This is a genomic window from Candidatus Pantoea edessiphila (assembly GCF_002933355.1).
In the GTDB taxonomy this organism is placed as follows: domain Bacteria; phylum Pseudomonadota; class Gammaproteobacteria; order Enterobacterales; family Enterobacteriaceae; genus Pantoea_C; species Pantoea_C edessiphila.
On sequence record NZ_PDKU01000002.1, the window covers coordinates 58,505 to 76,914 of the forward strand.

The following is an 18,410-nucleotide window of genomic DNA, read 5'->3' on the forward strand; positions in this document are numbered from 1 at the left end:
CTATTATTAATAACCTTTTTAAATACTATTACAATACATTTCAATTAATTATTTAATAAAAAGAAAACCATTCTCAAACACCATTTCAAAATATTAATGAATTGATACTATACTACCAATTATAATTAACGCAAATGATTTCTAGATTTAACTCGAGAATTCATTATTATTAATATATTGAGGATTAATTAAATTATACAATACTATGTTAATAATACTAAACTTGATTACCTGTAAATATTTTTATTAATTTACTTGATTTCTATTTTTCATGTTAAACATAAATTAAAAAGGAAATTGTAGCAAGTGAAAAATTTATGTAAATATTTTATTTTATTATATTTTATGATTGTATCTAAACTAGTATATGCTGATTTAATTAATCAACAACGTCAAAATTATGAACAAATTAAAAAAGCTTTTGATAAACATAATATACCTATAGTTATTAAATTATTACCTAAACTAAAAAAATATCCACTGTATCCGGATTTAGAATATGAGTTATTAATACAAAAAATTAAACGAAATACTAATGCATTATTAATAAAACACTCAGTAAGTAAATTTATTAAAAAATATTATGATTTACCTTTATCCCGTATGTTAAATAATCATTTTATAAATTTATTAGCTCAGCAAAAAAATTGGAAAACTCTAAGTGTTTTCACTTCAAAACCACCAAGACAAATACAAGCTTTTTGTAATTGGTACTATGCTAAGTGGTATACCAATCATAAATCTATAAATTTTCATAATTCGACAAAAATATTATTAAAACATATAAGTCTACCATCAGATTGTAATAAATTACTTTTTATTACCAAAAAATATAGTAAGACATTCCCATCAATAATCATTGAAAAAATTCGTCTAGCTATGAAAGCTAATAATCAAAAATCAATAAATTTTTTAATTAATATTTTACCATCTGACTATAAAATGATTTCAAATTTAATTTTAGAATTTAAGAGACATCCATTATCTATTATGGATTACATAAAAAAAGCACCTCCTAGCAATTTTAGTTTACAATCAATTAATTATGCTTTATTACATTTATCGCATAAAAATATGTTATTAGCAAAAAAGATACTTCCAACAATCTTAAATATTTATAAGCTGAAAACAACTGATATTCAATTAATAAAAGAAATTTTAGCAAGCAATATGATGCATGAACATATCAATTCCGAATTAAAAACATGGCGAGACTCAGTAATAATGCATAGTAAATCTGCATCATTAATTGAACGTCGTGTGCGTTTATCTTTAATTAGTAAGGATAATTATGGCTTAAAATTTTGGATATCTCGTTTGCCAAAAATAGTAAAAAACAAAGAAGAATGGCAATATTGGCTTGCCAATATTTATTATTTCCAAAGAAATAATAAAAAAGGTGATGATATTTTGCATAAACTAATTAAGAGAAATAGTTTTTACTCATTAGTGTCAGCACAAAAATTAGGTTTAAGTTATTTATTTAAACATGATATATCTCCTTCACCTGACCATACCATATCAAATCTTAAAGAAATTATTAGAATACGTGAATTAATGCATTGGAAAAAATATGATTTAGCAAGAATTGAATGGCATAATTTAATTTCTAATAAGAAGCATACCATTAAACAGAAGAAAATGCTGGCTCGTTATGCTAACGAACAAAAATGGTGGTATTTTAGCGTGCAAGCAACTATTCAAGCTAAAATCTGGAATAATATTAAAGAACGTTTTCCATTAGGATGGAATGATTTATATAAAAAATATACTAATAATAAATATATTACAAAAAACTATGCTATGGCAATTACAAGACAAGAAAGTAGTTGGGATCCGAAAGCATATTCATTAATGAATGCTATAGGACTGATGCAAATTGAACCAAATACTATGAAAGAAATAATAAAAATATATAATATTAAAAATATTTATAATAGAAATATACTGTTCGATCCGGAAACCAATATTTGGATGGGTACAAATTATTTAGAATACATTTTTAAACAACTTGGAAATAATAGGATTTTAGCTGCGGCGGCATATAATGCAGGCTTATCAAATATAAATAAATGGAAGCGTAGGAGTGCAGGTAGGATAGATGCTATAGCATTTATTGAAGCTATTCCTTTTATAGAAACAAGGCAATATGTTAAAAATATTTTATTATACAACGCTTACTATAATTATCTTACTGGTAAACCCGAAAATATTTTAACTTCACTTGAATGGAACCATCGTTATTAACGAATAAAATACTCTTATTTTTTGTCATAGAATTAACTATGGTGAAAATGTTTAAATAATGTTCATTAGGAATTATAAATATCAAGAAATATTATACTACATATCTTATATAATCATAGATTCTTAGATAGAAGAATTTAACCTTGTAAGATGTTTATTTTTTGTTATTTATTATTGTGCTATTAATTATTAATTGTGGTATTAATTAATATTTAGTAAACATGATCAAATTTATTAGAGTAGTTATAATACAATAACGTTATTTATTGATATTCTCATAATAGTCTTTATTTATTTTTAAATTAGATAACTCAATGGAATTGTATTTTATTTACCTGATTATTTTTATAAAAAATTTTAAAATTATAACATATTAATGAATGATTTGTTAGTCAATCCTAAATATTCAGATTAATTTTTAAACACCATTAGCATCGCTTTTACTACATAATAGAGATATTAACCAGTAGAAAAAGAAAAATCACTTATTTCAAGGATATATTACTTATGTTTTTTATTAAGATTCAGGAGATTTTAAATCATGCGAGTGCTGAAATTTGGTGGAACATCAACAGGCGATGCAGAACTTTTAATTCGTGCAGCCAAAATTCTAGAAGATAATGCGAAACAAGGACAAGTTGTTGCTGTAGTATCTTCACCAAATAAAATTACAAATTATTTACTGAAATTTATTGAATATAAAATTAAAAATCAAAATACTTTATTAAGTGTTAAAGATAGAAAGATAGAATGTATTTTTTCAAACTTACTATTAGATTTAGTTAATATTCAACCGAAATTAAATTTCAATTATTTAAAAAATTTCTTAAAATCAGAGTTTAACAAAATAAAAAAGATATTATATAGCATAAAATTATTTAAGCATTGTCCAGATAAGATATATGCTTCTATATTTTATATTAGCGGTAAAATTTCTGTTGTTATTTTAGAAGAAATACTTAAAGTACATAATCATCAAATAAGTATAATTAATCCAGTGAAAAAATTACTAGCATTTGGAAATTATTTAGATTATACAATTGATATTGCTGAGTCTACTCGTCGTATTAAACTAGATCAGATTCCTGAAACGAATATTATTCTTATGGCTAGTGCTATCGCAGGTAATGAAAAAGATGAAATAGTATTATTAGGAAATAATGGTTCAGAATATTCAGCAGTAGTTTTAGCAGCATGTTTTAATTCAAATTGTTGCGAAATATGGACGAATGTAGATGGAATTTACAATTGTGAAGTAAATCAAGTGCCTGATGCACGTTTATTAAAATCAATTTCTTATACAGAAGCAATTGAAATGATTTGTTTTAATTCTAAAATTCTTAGTTTAAAAATAATTAAAATTCTTATTCACTTTCAAATTACTTATTCAATTAAAAATATTACTAATATTAAAGCACATGGAACTATGATTAGTAATTATAGCAATCAATTTAGTAATTCAATTAAAGGAATTTTTAGTTTAAACAATATAGTTATGTTAAATATTTCTGGTCCTTTATTAAAACATGTAATTGGTGCAGCATCAAAAATAATTGATATGATTTCTAAAAATAATATTTTAGGATTTTTATTGATACAAGCTTATTCAGATTATGATATTAATGTCTACGTACTAAAAAATGATCTAGAACAAATAAAACAAACTTTAAAAGAAAAGTTTAAATTTGAATTTACAAATAACTTGCTTAACTCTATAAAAATAATTAAAAATTTAGGAGTGATTTCAGTTGTAGGTGATAGTATAAATACAGGCCTGAATAAAAAAATTTTTTCAGCACTAGCAAATAATAATATTAATACTATAGCAATTTTGAAAAATAATTCTAAAAGTTCAATATCAATTGTTGTAAAAAACAGTGAAATTATTAATGGAGTACGATTAATTTACCGATCATTATTTATAAATCATAAGATAATTGAAGTGTTTCTAATAGGAGTTGGTGGTGTAGGAAACACATTGTTAAATCAGATATACAAGCAAAAAGATTTCTTACAAAAAGAAAAAAAAATAAAATTATGTGTTTACGGTATTGCAAATTCACAAAAATCACTGACTGATTTTAAAGGAATTAATTTAAATAACTGGAAATTTGCTTTAAATAAAACTAAAAAAATATTCAGTATTAGCAAATGGATAAATTTAATTAAAAAACATAATATATTGAATCCAGTTATTGTCGACTGCACTTCTAGTCAAGAAGTTGCAGATCGATATGCTGATTTTTTATCTAATGGTTTCCATGTAGTCACTTCCAATAAAAAAGCTAATACTTCTTCTTGGAATTATTATCAGAAAATACGTAAAATTGCTAATAGTGTAAACCGCAAGTTTTTATATGAGACTAATGTAGGAGCAGGGTTGCCAGTTATTCAAAATTTACAAAATCTATTAAATACAGGAGATCAATTAATAAGATTTTCTGGAATTTTATCGGGTTCTCTTTCATTCATCTTTGGTAAATTAGATGAAGGACTATCTATATCAGAAGCAACCAAAATAGCACGTAATATGGGTTTTACAGAGCCAGATCCTCGAGAAGATCTTAGCGGTATTGATGTTGCACGTAAACTATTAATTTTAGCAAGGGAAATTGGATATCAATTGGAATTAAATGATGTAATTGTTGAGCCTGTATTACCATTAGATGTTATGAATAAAATTCAATGTATTGATAAATTTATGAAATCTTTATCAGAATTTGATGATGTGTTTAAGAATCGTGTAGCTAAAGCTCATACTTGTGGAAACGTTTTAAGATTTGTTGGTAGTATTGAAAAAGGTGGAGTATGTAAAGTCAAAATTGATGAAGTAGGAGCACAAAATCCTCTGTATAAAATAAAAAATGGTGAAAACGCTTTAGCATTTTATAGTCATTATTATCAGCCAATTCCTTTAGTCTTAAGGGGATATGGTGCAGGCAATAATGTGACAGCCGCTGGTGTATTTGCTGATTTACTTCATACTTTATCTTAAAAGTTAGGATTTGAATTATGGTAAAAATTTATGCACCAGCATCTATTGGTAATGCTAATGTTGGATTTGATGTATTAGGTGTAGCAATTACTCCAATAGATGGTTCATTCTTAGGCGATTTTGTTACTATTCAAGCCTCAGATAAATTCGATCTAATTTGTGATGGTTTTTTTGCAAATCAATTACCTAATCTTACAGAAGATAATATTGTTTATCAATGTTGGCGAAGTTTTTGTACAAAAATGAAAAAATTTATACCTGTAAAAATTTTATTAGAAAAAAATATGCCAATAGGATCAGGATTAGGATCTAGTGCTTGTTCGATAGTAGCTGGTTTTATGGCACTAAATGAATTTTATGGTAATCCTTTAAATAAAAATGAATTATTAATGTTAATGGGTTATTTAGAAGGAAAAGTTTCTAATAGTATACATTATGACAATGTAGCTCCATGTTTTTTAGGCGGAATGCAGCTTATTTTAGAAGAAAATAATATAATAAGTCAAAAAATTCCTACTTTTAATGATTGGTTATGGGTAATATCTTATCCAGGTATTAAGATATCCACTGCGCAGGCACGTTCAATTTTACCAGGACAATATTGTAAAAAAGATTGTATTAAACATAGTCAATTATTAGCTGGATTTATTCATGCTTGTTATACAAATCAGCCGTATTTAGCCGCTAAACTTATGAAAGACATAATAGCAGAACCTTATAGAGCTAAATTATTACCAAATTTTATAAAAGTTCAGCAAACTGTACACGAAATAGGCGCAATAGTATCTGGTATTTCTGGATCTGGTCCGACAATTTTCACTATTTGTGATAACATAAATATAGCAAACCAAGTAGCAAATTGGTTACAAAGTAATTATATAAAAAATAATGATGGTTTTGTTCACATTTGTAGAATAGATTATTTTGGTGCACGTAAATTAGGATAAACATATGAAGTTATATAATCTTAAAAACCATAATGAACAATTAAGTTTTATTGAAGCTACTAAAATTGGTTTAGGATCTCAACAAGGATTGTTTTTTCCTTTAGAGCTTCCTAAGTTTAATATAAAAACTATTAACAGTTTATTAAACTTAGATTTTATCAGTCGCAATTATGAAATTTTATCGACTTATATAGGTAAAGAAATATCATCAAGCAAATTAGCAAATTGTATCGAAAAAGCCTTTTCATTTCCTGTACCAGTAAAATATGTAACCAATAATATTTACTGTATAGAATTATTTCATGGTCCAACTTTAGCTTTCAAGGATTTTGGTGGTAGATTTTTAGCACAAATATTATCACATGTTATTGATGAAAATGAAAAAATTACTATTTTAACTGCAACTTCTGGAGATACTGGAGCAGCAATATCACATGCATTTCATGGAATGAAAAATATTAGAGTTGTAGTTTTATATCCCAAATATAACATTAGTATTTTACAAGAAAAATTATTCTGTACTATAGGAGACAATATTGAAACAATTGCTGTAGAAGGTGATTTTGATATTTGTCAATCACTAGTTAAAATGGCATTTAATGATAAAGATTTGAAAAAATCAATCTTTCTTAATTCGGCAAACTCTATTAATATTTGTCGTCTTTTAGCGCAAATTTGCTATTACTTTGAAGCTGTATCCTATTTTCCAGAGGAAATAAGAAATGATGTAGTCATATCAGTACCAAGCGGAAATTTTGGTAATTTGACAGCAGGATTATTAGCAAAATCACTTGGTTTACCGATTAAACGATTTATAGCTGCTACAAATATAAATGATACTGTACCGAGATATTTATCTAATGGGATCTGGAAGCCAAAGAAAACTATTTCTACTATATCAAATGCAATGGATATTAGTCATCCTAACAATTGGTCAAGAATAGAGGAATTATTTTGTCGTGAATCTTGGAATTTAACTGATTTAGCTTACGGTTCAGTATCAGATCAAACAACTAAATCCTCTATTCTGGAATTAGCAGAAAAAGGATATATTTCAGAACCTCATTCTATTATAGCTTGGTATTTACTACAAAAAAATATCAAAAACAATGAATTTGGTTGTTTTCTTGGAACTGCACATCCTGCTAAATTTCAAGATACTATAGAAAAGATTATAAAAAAACAAATAATCTTACCTCCTGAATTACTCAAATATATTAGTCTACCCATATTATCATATGATATAAAACCAACATTCAAAAATTTATGTGATGTCTTGTTAAAATAATTCTCATGAATACAAACTTTATTTTAATTACGATTATATAATTTTTATAACATAAATAAATATTATTGTGCTTTTATGATTGTTTCTATCTAAAAAGTAGATAATTTATTATCATTCATGTTTACATCAATTTTTATTAAATTAAAATCTTTATATTGATAATATGGATAATGATATAATCAATATTTATCATTAAATTTGATCACATTTATAGTATAAAAATATGAAAACAATAATAATTGGATTAATTTCTGTTTCAGATCGCGCATTTACAGGTGTTTATGAAGATAAAAATACATTAATTTTAAAAAAATGGTTAAATAATGCTATTATTACACCATTTAACTTAGAATGTCGTTTAGTACCAGATGAAAAACATTTGATCAAACAAACAATTTGTCAATTAGTTGATAAATGCAATTGTAATTTAATATTCACTATGGGTGGGACTGGACCAGCAAAACGTGATGTTACACCCGATGCTACTTTAGCAATAGCTGATAGAGAGCTTCCTGGTTTTGGAGAACAAATGCGTCAAATTAGCTTACAATTTGTACCTACTGCAGTACTATCACGCCAAGTTGGTGTTATTCGTAATAAATCATTAATAATTAATCTCCCTGGTCAAACAAAATCTATTAGAGAAACATTAGAAGGTGTTAAAGATGAAAAAGGCAATGTAAAAATACATGGTATTTTCTCTTCTATACCTTATTGTTTAGAGTTATTAAATAATCCAAGTATTGAAACTAATCCAAATATAATAGTATCATTTCATCCTTAAATAAGGTGTTTTAGAAATTATAAGTTGTTATGTTTGTTTTAAATTAAAAAATTTATCATGGAATAATATAATTTTTTAACAAAAATATTTACAAACATAAATATTTTTTATATTAACCCTTGATGGTTATGTAACCTATCCCCATCTACCTTTACATTAGATGTTGTGAAACTGATTAAAAAGCGTATGAAGATAGGTTGAAAGTTAATGACCCGCCCTCATATATAAGGCTCACAACCCAATTTGACAACAGTTAAAGGGGAGACGTTTAGATGGGTAAGATTATTGGTATTGACCTAGGTACAACCAACTCTTGTGTAGCCATAATGGATGGTAATCAAGTTCGCGTGTTAGAAAATGCTGAAGGCGATCGTACAACTCCTTCTGTTATTGCTTATACGCAGGATGCCGAAATTCTGGTCGGTCAACCGGCTAAACGTCAGGCAGTTACTAACCCACAAAACACCTTGTTTGCGATAAAAAGATTGATTGGTCGTCGCTTTCAAGATGAGGAAGTACAGCGTGATATTAAAATCATGCCTTATAAAATTGTTAAAGCAGATAATGGTGATGCTTGGCTAGAAGTAAAAGGTCAAAAAATGGCTCCTCCTCAAATCTCTGCTGAAGTATTAAAAAAGATGAAAAAAACAGCGGAAGATTTTCTTGGTGAATCTGTTAATGAAGCAGTAATTACTGTTCCTGCTTATTTTAATGATGCACAACGTCAAGCAACAAAAGATGCAGGTAAGATTGCTGGTCTAGAAGTTAAACGCATAATTAATGAGCCGACAGCAGCTGCTTTAGCTTATGGTTTAGACAAGGCTAAAGGGAATAAAACTATAGCAGTATACGATTTAGGTGGCGGAACTTTTGATATTTCTGTTATTGAAATAGATGAAGTTGATGGGGAAAAAACTTTTGAAGTTCTGGCTACAAATGGTGATACTCATTTAGGTGGAGAAGATTTTGATATTCGTTTAATCAATTACCTAGTTAGTGAATTTAAAAAAGATCAAGGAATTGATTTACATAAAGATCCTTTAGCAATGCAGCGATTAAAAGAAGCTGCAGAAAAAGCAAAAATTGAACTTTCTTCAGTACAGCAAACTGATTTGAATTTACCATACATTACTGCAGATTCTTCTGGTCCTAAACATCTAAATATTAAATTAACTCGTGCAAAATTAGAATCGTTAGTAGAAGATTTAGTTGAGCGTTCTATTGAACCGTTAAAAGTTGCACTTAAGGATGCGGGTTTATCTGTGTCTGATATAAATGATGTGATTTTAGTAGGTGGTCAAACACGCATGCCTTTAGTTCAATTAAAAGTAACTGAATTCTTTGGTAAAGAACCGCGTAAAGATGTAAATCCTGATGAAGCCGTTGCAGTTGGTGCAGCTGTTCAGGGTGGTGTTTTAGGTGGAGATATCAAAGACGTTCTGTTATTAGATGTTACTCCTTTATCATTGGGTATTGAAACAATGGGAGGAGTAATGACCTCTTTAATTAGTAAAAATACCACTATACCTACTAAACATAGTCAAATATTCTCAACAGCAGAAGATAATCAATCTGCCGTAACAATCCATGTGCTTCAAGGAGAGCGCAAGCGTGCTAATGATAATAAATCTCTAGGACAATTTAATCTAGATGGTATTCAGCCAGCACCCAGAGGTATGCCGCAAATAGAAGTTACATTTGATATTGATGCTGATGGTATTTTACATGTTTCTGCTAAAGATAAAAATAGTGGTAAAGAACAAAAAATAACGATTAAGGCTTCTTCTGGTTTAAACGATCAAGAAATAGAAAAGATGGTACGTGATGCAGAAGCAAATGCTGAAGCTGACCGTAAATTTGAAGATTTGGTTAAGGTTCGTAATCAAGGTGATCAAATCGTTCATAGCACTCGTAAACAACTTGATTCTATTGGGGATAAAATATCTCTTGACGATAGAAATGCTATTAAAACACCTTTATCTGAATTAGAGAATGCGTTAAAAGGTGAAAATAAAGTTGAGATTGAAGCCAAAATACAAGCATTGATACAAGTATCAAGTAAGTTAATGGAAACATCACAACAAACTGAAAATAGCAATGTAAATACAAACACTACAACAAAAAAAGATGATAATGTAGTAGATGCTGAATTTGAAGAAATTAAAGATAATAAGAAATAATGATTTCTAGTAATATTATTATCTTATTAAAATTTTCACGGACGTAAGATGAACTTCATACGTCCGTGAAATATATTAGGATATTAAGGATTGTGGAAAAATGGCAAAAAAAGATTACTATGAAATTCTGGGTATTGATAAGTCAGCTGATGAACGTGAAATTAAAAGGGCTTATAAAAGACTAGCAATGAAGTTTCATCCAGATCGCAATCCTGGTGATAAAAAGGCTGAGGCTAAATTTAAAGAAATTAAAGAAGCTTACGAAATCTTAACAGATTCAAATAAAAGAGCTGCCTATGACCAATATGGTCATTCTGCATTTGAAAAAGTTAATATGGGTAGTAGCACAGATTTTAGCGATATTTTTGGGGATGTTTTCGGTGATATATTTGGCAATAACCGCCGCCAGCGATCATCTAGGGGTGCAGATTTACGTTACAATTTAGAACTTACTCTTGAAGAAGTAGTTTTAGGTGTAATGAAAGAAATTCATATTCCTAATTTAGTGGAATGTAAAGCATGTAAAGGTAGTGGAACAAAGATAGGAACCAAACCGCAAACTTGTCACACCTGTCATGGTTCTGGGCAGATTCAAATGCGTCAAGGTTTTTTTACAGTTCAACAATCCTGTCATAGCTGCCATGGAGTAGGTTCAATTATAAAAAATCCTTGCAATATTTGTCATGGTCAAGGACGTGTTGAAAAATCAAAAACATTATCGGTAAAAATTCCAGGAGGAGTAGATACAGGTGATCGTATTCGTTTAAATGGAGAGGGAGAGGCTGGAAAAAATGGAGCTCCATCAGGAGATCTATATGTTCAAATATCTGTTAAAAAACATTTAATTTTTGACCGAGAAGAAAACAATCTTTATTGTGAGGTACCAATAAATTTTGCAATGGCTGCTTTAGGTGGTGAAATCGAAGTTCCAACTTTAAATGGTAGAGTAAAATTAAAAATTCCTTCTGAAACACAAACCGGTAAGTTATTTCGTATACGAGGAAGAGGTGTAAAATCAGTTAGAAATGGTGTATTAGGAGATTTATTATGTCGTGTTGTAGTAGAAACTCCTGTTAGTTTAAATGAAAATCAGAAACAACTGCTGACTGAATTAGAAAAAAGTTTCGGTGGACCTACTGGTGAACGCAACAGCCCCCGTTCTAAACGTTTTTTTGATGGTGTAAAAAAATTTTTTGAAGATTTAACACATTGAAGATTCAACACATTATAGTGTTATACGAATGTTTAAGATATCCCTTTTATTATTCTGTATTATTACTTGAACTTGATTCTTGATTATCGTGCATTTTATTAATAAGTGAAGTTAATTTAGATTTATAGCGAGCAGCTTTATTTTTGTTAATAAGTCCCTTGGAAGCTTGCCTATCAATTATTGGTTGCATGGTATCAAATGCTTTTTGCGCAACAAATTTATCCTCTTTGTCTATAGCTGAATAAACTTTTTTAATAAAAGTACGTACCATAGAACGGTAACTGGAATTAATTTTACGACGCTTTTCAGATGTTATAACTCTCTTTTTAGCTGATTTAATGTTTGCCAAAATATTTTTCCTGAATAAAATAGTACAAAAAAGCAAGATTTAATTATCTACTTTATATATTTTTTTGTCAATATTTTTCTTGATAAAGTTAAAATGTTATTGTTTAATTAAAACCGCATTTTTGTATAAATAAATATTTGTTACGGATATAAATAAAAGATAATCTTTAGATATTATATGGTTATATTATTATCTAATTTTAGCTAATACCATTTAAAGTTAATAGAGTTAATTATGCATCTAATTAGAGGTATTCATAATATCAAAAAACATCATCATGGTTGCGTATTGACAATAGGTAATTTTGATGGTGTACACAAAGGTCATCAAACTTTACTAGTGAAACTACGGCAAGAAGCACTTAAATATAAACTACCAATGATGGTTATGTTATTTGAACCACAGACAATTGAACTGTTTGCTAAAAAAAACACACCTATTACACGCTTGACATCTTTACGTGAGAAATTAAGATATTTATCAGAAGCGGGTGTTGATAATGTACTTTGTGCGCGTTTTAATTACGATTTTGCTAAAATGTCAGCAAATTGTTTTATTTCTGAACTATTAGTTAGTAAATTAGGAGTGAAATATCTTGCCATAGGTAGTGATTTTCGTTTTGGTTCAGGTGGTCAAGGAAATATTTCGTTATTGAAAAAAGCTGGTAATAAGTATAATTTTAATGTAACAATTGTTAAAACATTACATGATGGTATGACTAGAATTAGTAGCACTTCTATACGTTATGCTCTTACTACCGGTAACTTAAAATTAGCAGAGTCGTTATTAGGTCATCCTTTTATTATTTCTGGTAAAGTGATACATGGAAATTCATTAGGGAAAGTATTAGGTTTTCCCACTGCGAATGTTAATTTGAACCGTAAGATATATCCGATAAATGGAATTTATGTAGTTAAAGTGTATGGTCTATCTTTAAAACCTATGTTTGGAGTTGCAAATATAGGCACGCGTCCTACATTAAAGGACTATTATTATCAATTAGAAGTTCATTTGTTTGATATAAAACTAAATTTATATGGTAAACGTATAGATGTAATGCTAATACATAAATTAAGAGATGAGAAATGTTTTATATCATTAGAAGATTTAAAAAAACAAATTGCAAAGGATATAATAGCTGCTAAGAAGTTTTTTTCCTTGACATCATAATAACAAAATGGAATTCAAAATATAATGATTGATTATAAATCCACCTTAAATCTACCTAAAACCAATTTTCCTATGAAAGGCAATCTTATTCATAAAGAACCAGAAATATTAAAGCGATGGCATGACAGCAATCTATATGAAATACTTAGAAAAGTAAAGAAAGGAAAGAAAAGATTTATTTTACATGATGGACCTCCATATGCTAATGGTCAAATTCATATTGGTCATGCTGTTAATAAAATTTTGAAAGATATAATTATAAAATCTAAAGGAATGTCAGATTATGATGCTCCCTATATACCGGGATGGGATTGCCATGGTTTACCTATTGAACATAAAATTGAACAGATATTTGGTAAACCAGGAAAAGAATTAAGCTTTTTAAATTTTCGCAATTTATGTCGTGATTTTGCAAATGAGCAAGTTGAAAGACAGAAAGTCGATTTTATACGTTTAGGTGTATTAGGTAACTGGAAAGATCCTTATTTAACAATGAATTTTGAAACTGAAGCTAATACTATTCGAGTATTAGGTAAACTTGTCAGAAAAGGATATGTATATAAAGGTGAAAAACCAGTTCATTGGTGTATAGATTGTCGTTCATCATTAGCAGAAGCTGAAGTTGAGTATTATGATAAGATTTCATCTTCTATAGATGTAATGTTTAAATTTATTAATTCTGATATGATTTGTCGTATATTTAATATATCACAAGTAATTAATAGTCCTATTTCACTTGTTGTGTGGACTACTACTCCATGGACTATACCAGCTAATTGTGCCATATCATTACATCCAGAATTTTGTTATCAATTAATAAAATCTAATAATTTATTTTTAATTTTTGCTAAAAATTTAACAGAAAATTCATTAAAACGAATTGGAATTAGTGAATGGACTGTACTTGGTGAATGTATGGGTAAACAACTTGAATTCAAAAATGTTCAGCACCCTATTTTTAACAATATTTCTCAAGTAGTTTTAAGTGAACATGTTACGTTAAATATGGGTACTGGAGCAGTCCATATTGCACCAAGTCATGGTATGGATGATTATTATATTTGTAAAAAATATAATATTGAAAATGTAAATTTAGTTGGTCCGGATGGATTATACTTGAAAGGCACTCATGTATTACTAGATAACATTAATGTTTTTGAAGGTAATAATATAGTTATTAATTTATTAAAAAATAAAGGTGCACTATTAAGTCATAAAAATTTTTCACATCAATATCCTCATTGTTGGCGTCATAAAACTCCTATTCTTTTTCGAACTACACCTCAATGGTTTATTGATATGGATCATAAAGAGCTTCGGAATAAATCTTTACAAACAATTAAAGGTGTAAAATGGATTCCAAGTTGGGGGCAATCATGTATGGAATCTATGTTATCAAATCGTCCGGATTGGTGTATATCACGTCAGCGCACTTGGGGTGTACCTATTCCTTTATTTGTAAACAAAAAAACTGGAGTATTGCATCCAGATACAAATTCCATAATAGAAAAAATTGCATTACTAGTTGAAAAATATGGCATTCAAGTATGGTGGGATCTAGATCCAAATAATTTTATTACACAACCTGGTGATTATTTTAAGGTAACTGATGTTCTTGATGTATGGTTTGATTCCGGTTCTACTATTTTTAGTGTAGTTAGTACACGTTTAGATTTAAGAGATAAACAAACTGACATGTATTTAGAAGGATTAGATCAATATCGTGGATGGTTTATGTCTTCTCTAGTTATTTCTAGTGCTTTGAGTAACAGAGCCCCTTATCGTCAAGTATTAACACAATGTTTTACCGTAGATGGTAATGGACGTAAAATGTCAAAATCAATAGGTAATGTCATTTCCCCAGAAAAGGTAATAGAAAAATTTGGAGCTGATATTTTAAGATTATGGGTTGCATCAAGTGATTATTCAAATGAAATGACGATTTCCGATTCTATTTTACAATGTTCAGCTGATGTGTATAGGAGAATTCGTAATTTCATACGTTTTTTATTAGCTAACTTAAATGATTTTAATCCTATAGTAAATTTAGTAAAATCAGATGATATGTTAATCTTAGATAGATGGGCAGTAAGTCGTGCCTATGAAGCTCAAAAAGATATTATTAATTTTTATGAAGAATATGATTTTCATAATGTTATTCAACGTCTGATGTCTTTTTGCTCTATAGAAATGAATTCTTTTTATTTTGATATAGTTAAAGATCGTCTGTATACTATGAAAAAAAATAGTGTAGCTCGTCGAAGTTGTCAAACAGCTCTATGGCATATAATAGAAGCATTTGTTAGATGGATAGCACCAATTTTACCTTTTACATCTGATGAAACTTGGAGTTATTTATTAGGTAATCGTTCATCTCATATATTTATTGAAACATGGTATACAAACCTTCTAAATCTATCAGAATATGATATCTTGGGTAATAAATATTGGAGTAATCTTATAAAAATAAAGAGTGATGTTAATAAAGTAATAGAAATAGCAAGAAAAGATAAAATAATTGGCAGTTCATTAGAGGCCGATATTAAATTTTATGTAAATGGGGAATTATTTAACAAATTACAGATATTAGGTCGTGAATTAAAGTTCGTTTTCTTGATATCTGATTTTCAAATTTTAGATTATGAACTTGCTAGTAATCAAGCATATCAAAGTGAAATATTTGAAAATCTAAAAATAGAGTTTTATAAAGCGAAAGGCCAAAAATGCCCTAGGTGTTGGAATTATAATGTTAAAAATAATATTTCTAATATCGATATATGCGACCGATGTTATTTAAACATAACTAAAAACGGTGAGGAACGCAAATTTGTATGATGAAAAATTCTACCAATACACTGAAAATAAGTTGGTTGTCTTTAGCATTTATGATAGCTATCATAGATAATGTTGTTAAACAAGTAATAATGCATAATATAATTTTGAAAGAAACATATCAATTAACATCATTTTTAAATTTATTTTATTGTCATAATTATGGCATAGCATTCAGTTTTCTATCTGATGGTAATAAGTGGCAACATTGGTTGTTTATAATTATTACTATTATTATCATAATTACTTTGTTAGTGTCCATGTATTATAGTAATAATGTTAACAATATGATATATATTTCCTATACGTTTATTATTGGCGGTGCATTAGGTAATTTATTTGATCGCTTTTATCATGGTTTTGTAGTAGATTTTATTGATTTTCATATACAAAAGTTTCATTTTGCTACTTTTAATATTGCAGATTGTTTTATATTTATAGGTTTAATATTCTTTGTGTTGAATGAATGTTAATATCTTGATTCAGATGTTAATTATTAAAATTTGGAGTGATCATGCAAATTCTACTAGCAAATCCTCGTGGTTTTTGCGCTGGTGTTAAGCGAGCAATTAGTATTGTAGAAGTAGCACTAAAGAATTATGGTGCACCAGTTTATATTTATAATGAAATAGTGCATAATCATTATATAGTTAATCGTTTACGTAAGATTGGTGCTATATTTGTTAAAAATATTACAGAAATACCTAATAATTCTGTTGTGATATTTTCTGCACATGGTGTATCACAAGAAATAAGAAAAAAAACTAAAAAAACTAATCCTAGAGTTTTATTGGACGCAACATGTCCTTTGGTAACAAAAATTCATATGGAAGTAAAACAAGCTAGTCGTAAAGGTATAGAAGCTATATTAATTGGTCATTCAAATCATCCTGAAGTACAAGGTACTATGGGACAATATGATAATAAAATTGGTGGTATTTATTTAATAAATTCAATAAAAGATATATCTAAATTAAAAGTAAAAAACAAACAAAAAATTAACTTTATGACACAAAGTACCCTGTCAGTTGATGATACTGCCAAAATTATAGATGAATTACGTCATTGTTTTCCATCAATTACTGGTCCACGCAAAGAAGATATTTGCTATGCTACTACTAATAGACAAGAAGCAGTAAAAAATTTAGCACAATATGCAGAATTAATATTAGTTATTGGTTCAGCAAATTCTTCTAATGCTAATCGATTGGTTGAAGTAGTACAAAATATGGGTAAAGTAGCTAAATTAATAAATTCAGCTATAGATATTCAAACACACTGGTTAAGTAATATTAATTATGTTGGTATTACAGCAGGTGCTTCAGTACCAGATATCTTAGTCAATGAAGTAATAGAATATTTAATTCAATTAGGTGGAAGTTATGTTACAGAACTAATAGGAAAAAAAGAAAAAATTGTATTTAATATTATGTAATATTTAATTTTTAAATAAAACTATTAATAATTTAATATATTTCATTCAAGATGATTTATTATTATAGCAATTTATAAAGGATATTATTATGAATCAGATTAGAGTTGCTATTGCAGGAGCTCAAGGTAGAATGGGACGTGAGTTAATTAAAGCTGCTAACAAAGAAGATATTAATTTAAGCAGTGTTTTAGTTAAAGCTGGATCTTCAATGGTTGGTTGCGATGCTGGAATATTAATAAATTCTTCTCAAATAAATATAACAATAACAGATAATATACATAATATAATTGATTCTTTTGATTTATTGATAGATTTTACGACTCCACAATCAACTATGGAATATTTAAGTTTATGTAAACAACATAAAAAATCTATGGTTATTGGTACTACAGGTTTTAATCAAAAAGAATATAAATTAATTGATCTCGCATCAAAAGAAATTGCTATTGTCTTATCAGCCAATTTCAGTATAGGAATGAATGTAGTATTAAAATTATTAGAAGCTACATCTAAAATAATAGGAAATGATTCGGATATCGAAATCATTGAAGCACATCATCGAAACAAGATTGATGCCCCTTCGGGCACAGCCTTATCTATGGGTAAAATAATAGCTAATACAATGCATTGGAAATTTGATGAAAGTGCAGTATACAAACGTGAAGGAATTATTGGAAAAAGAAAAGAACAATCAATTGGTTTTTCTACAATAAGAGGTGGAGATATAATAGGTGAACATAAAGCAATATTTGCAAGTATAGGTGAACAAATAGAAATCACTCATAAAGTCAGTAATCGTATGAATTTTGCTTTAGGTGCAATTAAAGCAACAAAATGGCTAAAACATAAAAAATCCGGTCTTTTCAACATGTGGGATGTGCTTGGTTTATCAAGTTTATAATATTCCACTATCACAATATGCAAAAGATATAAGATTTTATCTTTTTCAATACTGATTAAATTAATTAAT

The 18,410-nt window shown here is 28.0% G+C and carries 13 protein-coding genes; 12 read left to right on the forward strand and 1 reads right to left on the reverse strand.

What is annotated here, in order from left to right:
• Positions 1–306: 306 nt before the first annotated feature.
• The 7 genes from sltY to dnaJ all read left to right on the forward strand — a co-directional run bounded on the left by sltY (position 307) and on the right by dnaJ (position 11,654).
• Positions 307–2,247, forward strand: coding sequence for a murein transglycosylase (gene sltY, locus CRV10_RS01970; RefSeq protein ID WP_136130146.1), 1,941 nt, complete (start codon positions 307–309; stop codon positions 2,245–2,247).
• A gap of 541 nt (positions 2,248–2,788) precedes the next feature.
• Complete coding sequence (thrA, locus tag CRV10_RS01975; RefSeq protein WP_136130147.1) at positions 2,789–5,242, forward strand: bifunctional aspartate kinase/homoserine dehydrogenase I; 2,454 nt, start codon at positions 2,789–2,791, stop codon at positions 5,240–5,242.
• Between the two features lie 17 nt (positions 5,243–5,259).
• Positions 5,260–6,189 (forward strand): homoserine kinase, encoded by a 930-nt coding sequence (thrB, locus tag CRV10_RS01980; RefSeq protein ID WP_136130148.1) that lies wholly within the window; start codon positions 5,260–5,262, stop codon positions 6,187–6,189.
• A gap of 4 nt (positions 6,190–6,193) precedes the next feature.
• Positions 6,194–7,477, forward strand: coding sequence for a threonine synthase (thrC, locus tag CRV10_RS01985; protein ID WP_136130149.1), 1,284 nt, complete (start codon positions 6,194–6,196; stop codon positions 7,475–7,477).
• A 223-nt stretch (positions 7,478–7,700) separates the two neighbouring features.
• Positions 7,701–8,261, forward strand: a complete 561-nt coding sequence (gene mog / locus CRV10_RS01990) for a molybdopterin adenylyltransferase (RefSeq protein WP_136130150.1) — start codon at positions 7,701–7,703, stop codon at positions 8,259–8,261.
• A 272-nt stretch (positions 8,262–8,533) separates the two neighbouring features.
• On the forward strand, positions 8,534–10,441 hold the full coding sequence (dnaK, locus tag CRV10_RS01995) for a molecular chaperone DnaK (protein WP_136130151.1): 1,908 nt from the start codon (positions 8,534–8,536) through the stop codon (positions 10,439–10,441).
• Between the two features lie 100 nt (positions 10,442–10,541).
• A complete protein-coding gene (dnaJ, locus tag CRV10_RS02000) occupies positions 10,542–11,654 on the forward strand; it encodes a molecular chaperone DnaJ (RefSeq protein ID WP_136130152.1) in 1,113 nt (370 codons plus the stop codon).
• Between the two features lie 49 nt (positions 11,655–11,703).
• On the opposite strand, the gene rpsT is transcribed toward dnaJ, so the two are convergent.
• Entirely contained in the window at positions 11,704–12,003 is a 300-nt protein-coding gene (gene rpsT / locus CRV10_RS02005; RefSeq protein WP_136130153.1) for a 30S ribosomal protein S20, read from the reverse strand.
• A gap of 234 nt (positions 12,004–12,237) precedes the next feature.
• On the opposite strand from rpsT, the gene ribF reads away from it, so the two are divergent.
• From ribF to dapB, 5 genes are all read left to right on the forward strand, one after another.
• Positions 12,238–13,173 (forward strand): bifunctional riboflavin kinase/FAD synthetase, encoded by a 936-nt coding sequence (gene ribF, locus CRV10_RS02010; RefSeq protein WP_136130154.1) that lies wholly within the window; start codon positions 12,238–12,240, stop codon positions 13,171–13,173.
• 24 nt (positions 13,174–13,197) lie between these two features.
• On the forward strand, positions 13,198–16,008 hold the full coding sequence (gene ileS, locus CRV10_RS02015; RefSeq protein WP_136130155.1) for an isoleucine--tRNA ligase: 2,811 nt from the start codon (positions 13,198–13,200) through the stop codon (positions 16,006–16,008).
• Positions 16,005–16,478, forward strand: a complete 474-nt coding sequence (gene lspA / locus CRV10_RS02020; RefSeq protein ID WP_241971812.1) for a signal peptidase II — start codon at positions 16,005–16,007, stop codon at positions 16,476–16,478. Before ileS ends, lspA begins: the two co-directional genes overlap by 4 nt.
• Positions 16,479–16,519: 41 nt before the next feature.
• Entirely contained in the window at positions 16,520–17,440 is a 921-nt protein-coding gene (ispH, locus tag CRV10_RS02025; protein WP_136130156.1) for a 4-hydroxy-3-methylbut-2-enyl diphosphate reductase, read from the forward strand.
• Between the two features lie 88 nt (positions 17,441–17,528).
• Positions 17,529–18,341, forward strand: coding sequence for a 4-hydroxy-tetrahydrodipicolinate reductase (gene dapB, locus CRV10_RS02030; RefSeq protein WP_136130157.1), 813 nt, complete (start codon positions 17,529–17,531; stop codon positions 18,339–18,341).
• Positions 18,342–18,410 lie beyond the last annotated feature (69 nt).

Coding starts and splice junctions, on each gene's coding strand:
- thrA (WP_136130147.1), top strand. CDS start 2,789: ATGCGAGTGCTGAAATTTGGTGGAACATCAACAGGCGATGCAGAACTT.
- thrB (WP_136130148.1), top strand. CDS start 5,260: ATGGTAAAAATTTATGCACCAGCATCTATTGGTAATGCTAATGTTGGA.
- thrC (WP_136130149.1), top strand. CDS start 6,194: ATGAAGTTATATAATCTTAAAAACCATAATGAACAATTAAGTTTTATT.
- mog (WP_136130150.1), top strand. CDS start 7,701: ATGAAAACAATAATAATTGGATTAATTTCTGTTTCAGATCGCGCATTT.
- dnaK (WP_136130151.1), top strand. CDS start 8,534: ATGGGTAAGATTATTGGTATTGACCTAGGTACAACCAACTCTTGTGTA.
- dnaJ (WP_136130152.1), top strand. CDS start 10,542: ATGGCAAAAAAAGATTACTATGAAATTCTGGGTATTGATAAGTCAGCT.
- ribF (WP_136130154.1), top strand. CDS start 12,238: ATGCATCTAATTAGAGGTATTCATAATATCAAAAAACATCATCATGGT.
- ileS (WP_136130155.1), top strand. CDS start 13,198: ATGATTGATTATAAATCCACCTTAAATCTACCTAAAACCAATTTTCCT.
- lspA (WP_241971812.1), top strand. CDS start 16,005: ATGATGAAAAATTCTACCAATACACTGAAAATAAGTTGGTTGTCTTTA.
- ispH (WP_136130156.1), top strand. CDS start 16,520: ATGCAAATTCTACTAGCAAATCCTCGTGGTTTTTGCGCTGGTGTTAAG.
- dapB (WP_136130157.1), top strand. CDS start 17,529: ATGAATCAGATTAGAGTTGCTATTGCAGGAGCTCAAGGTAGAATGGGA.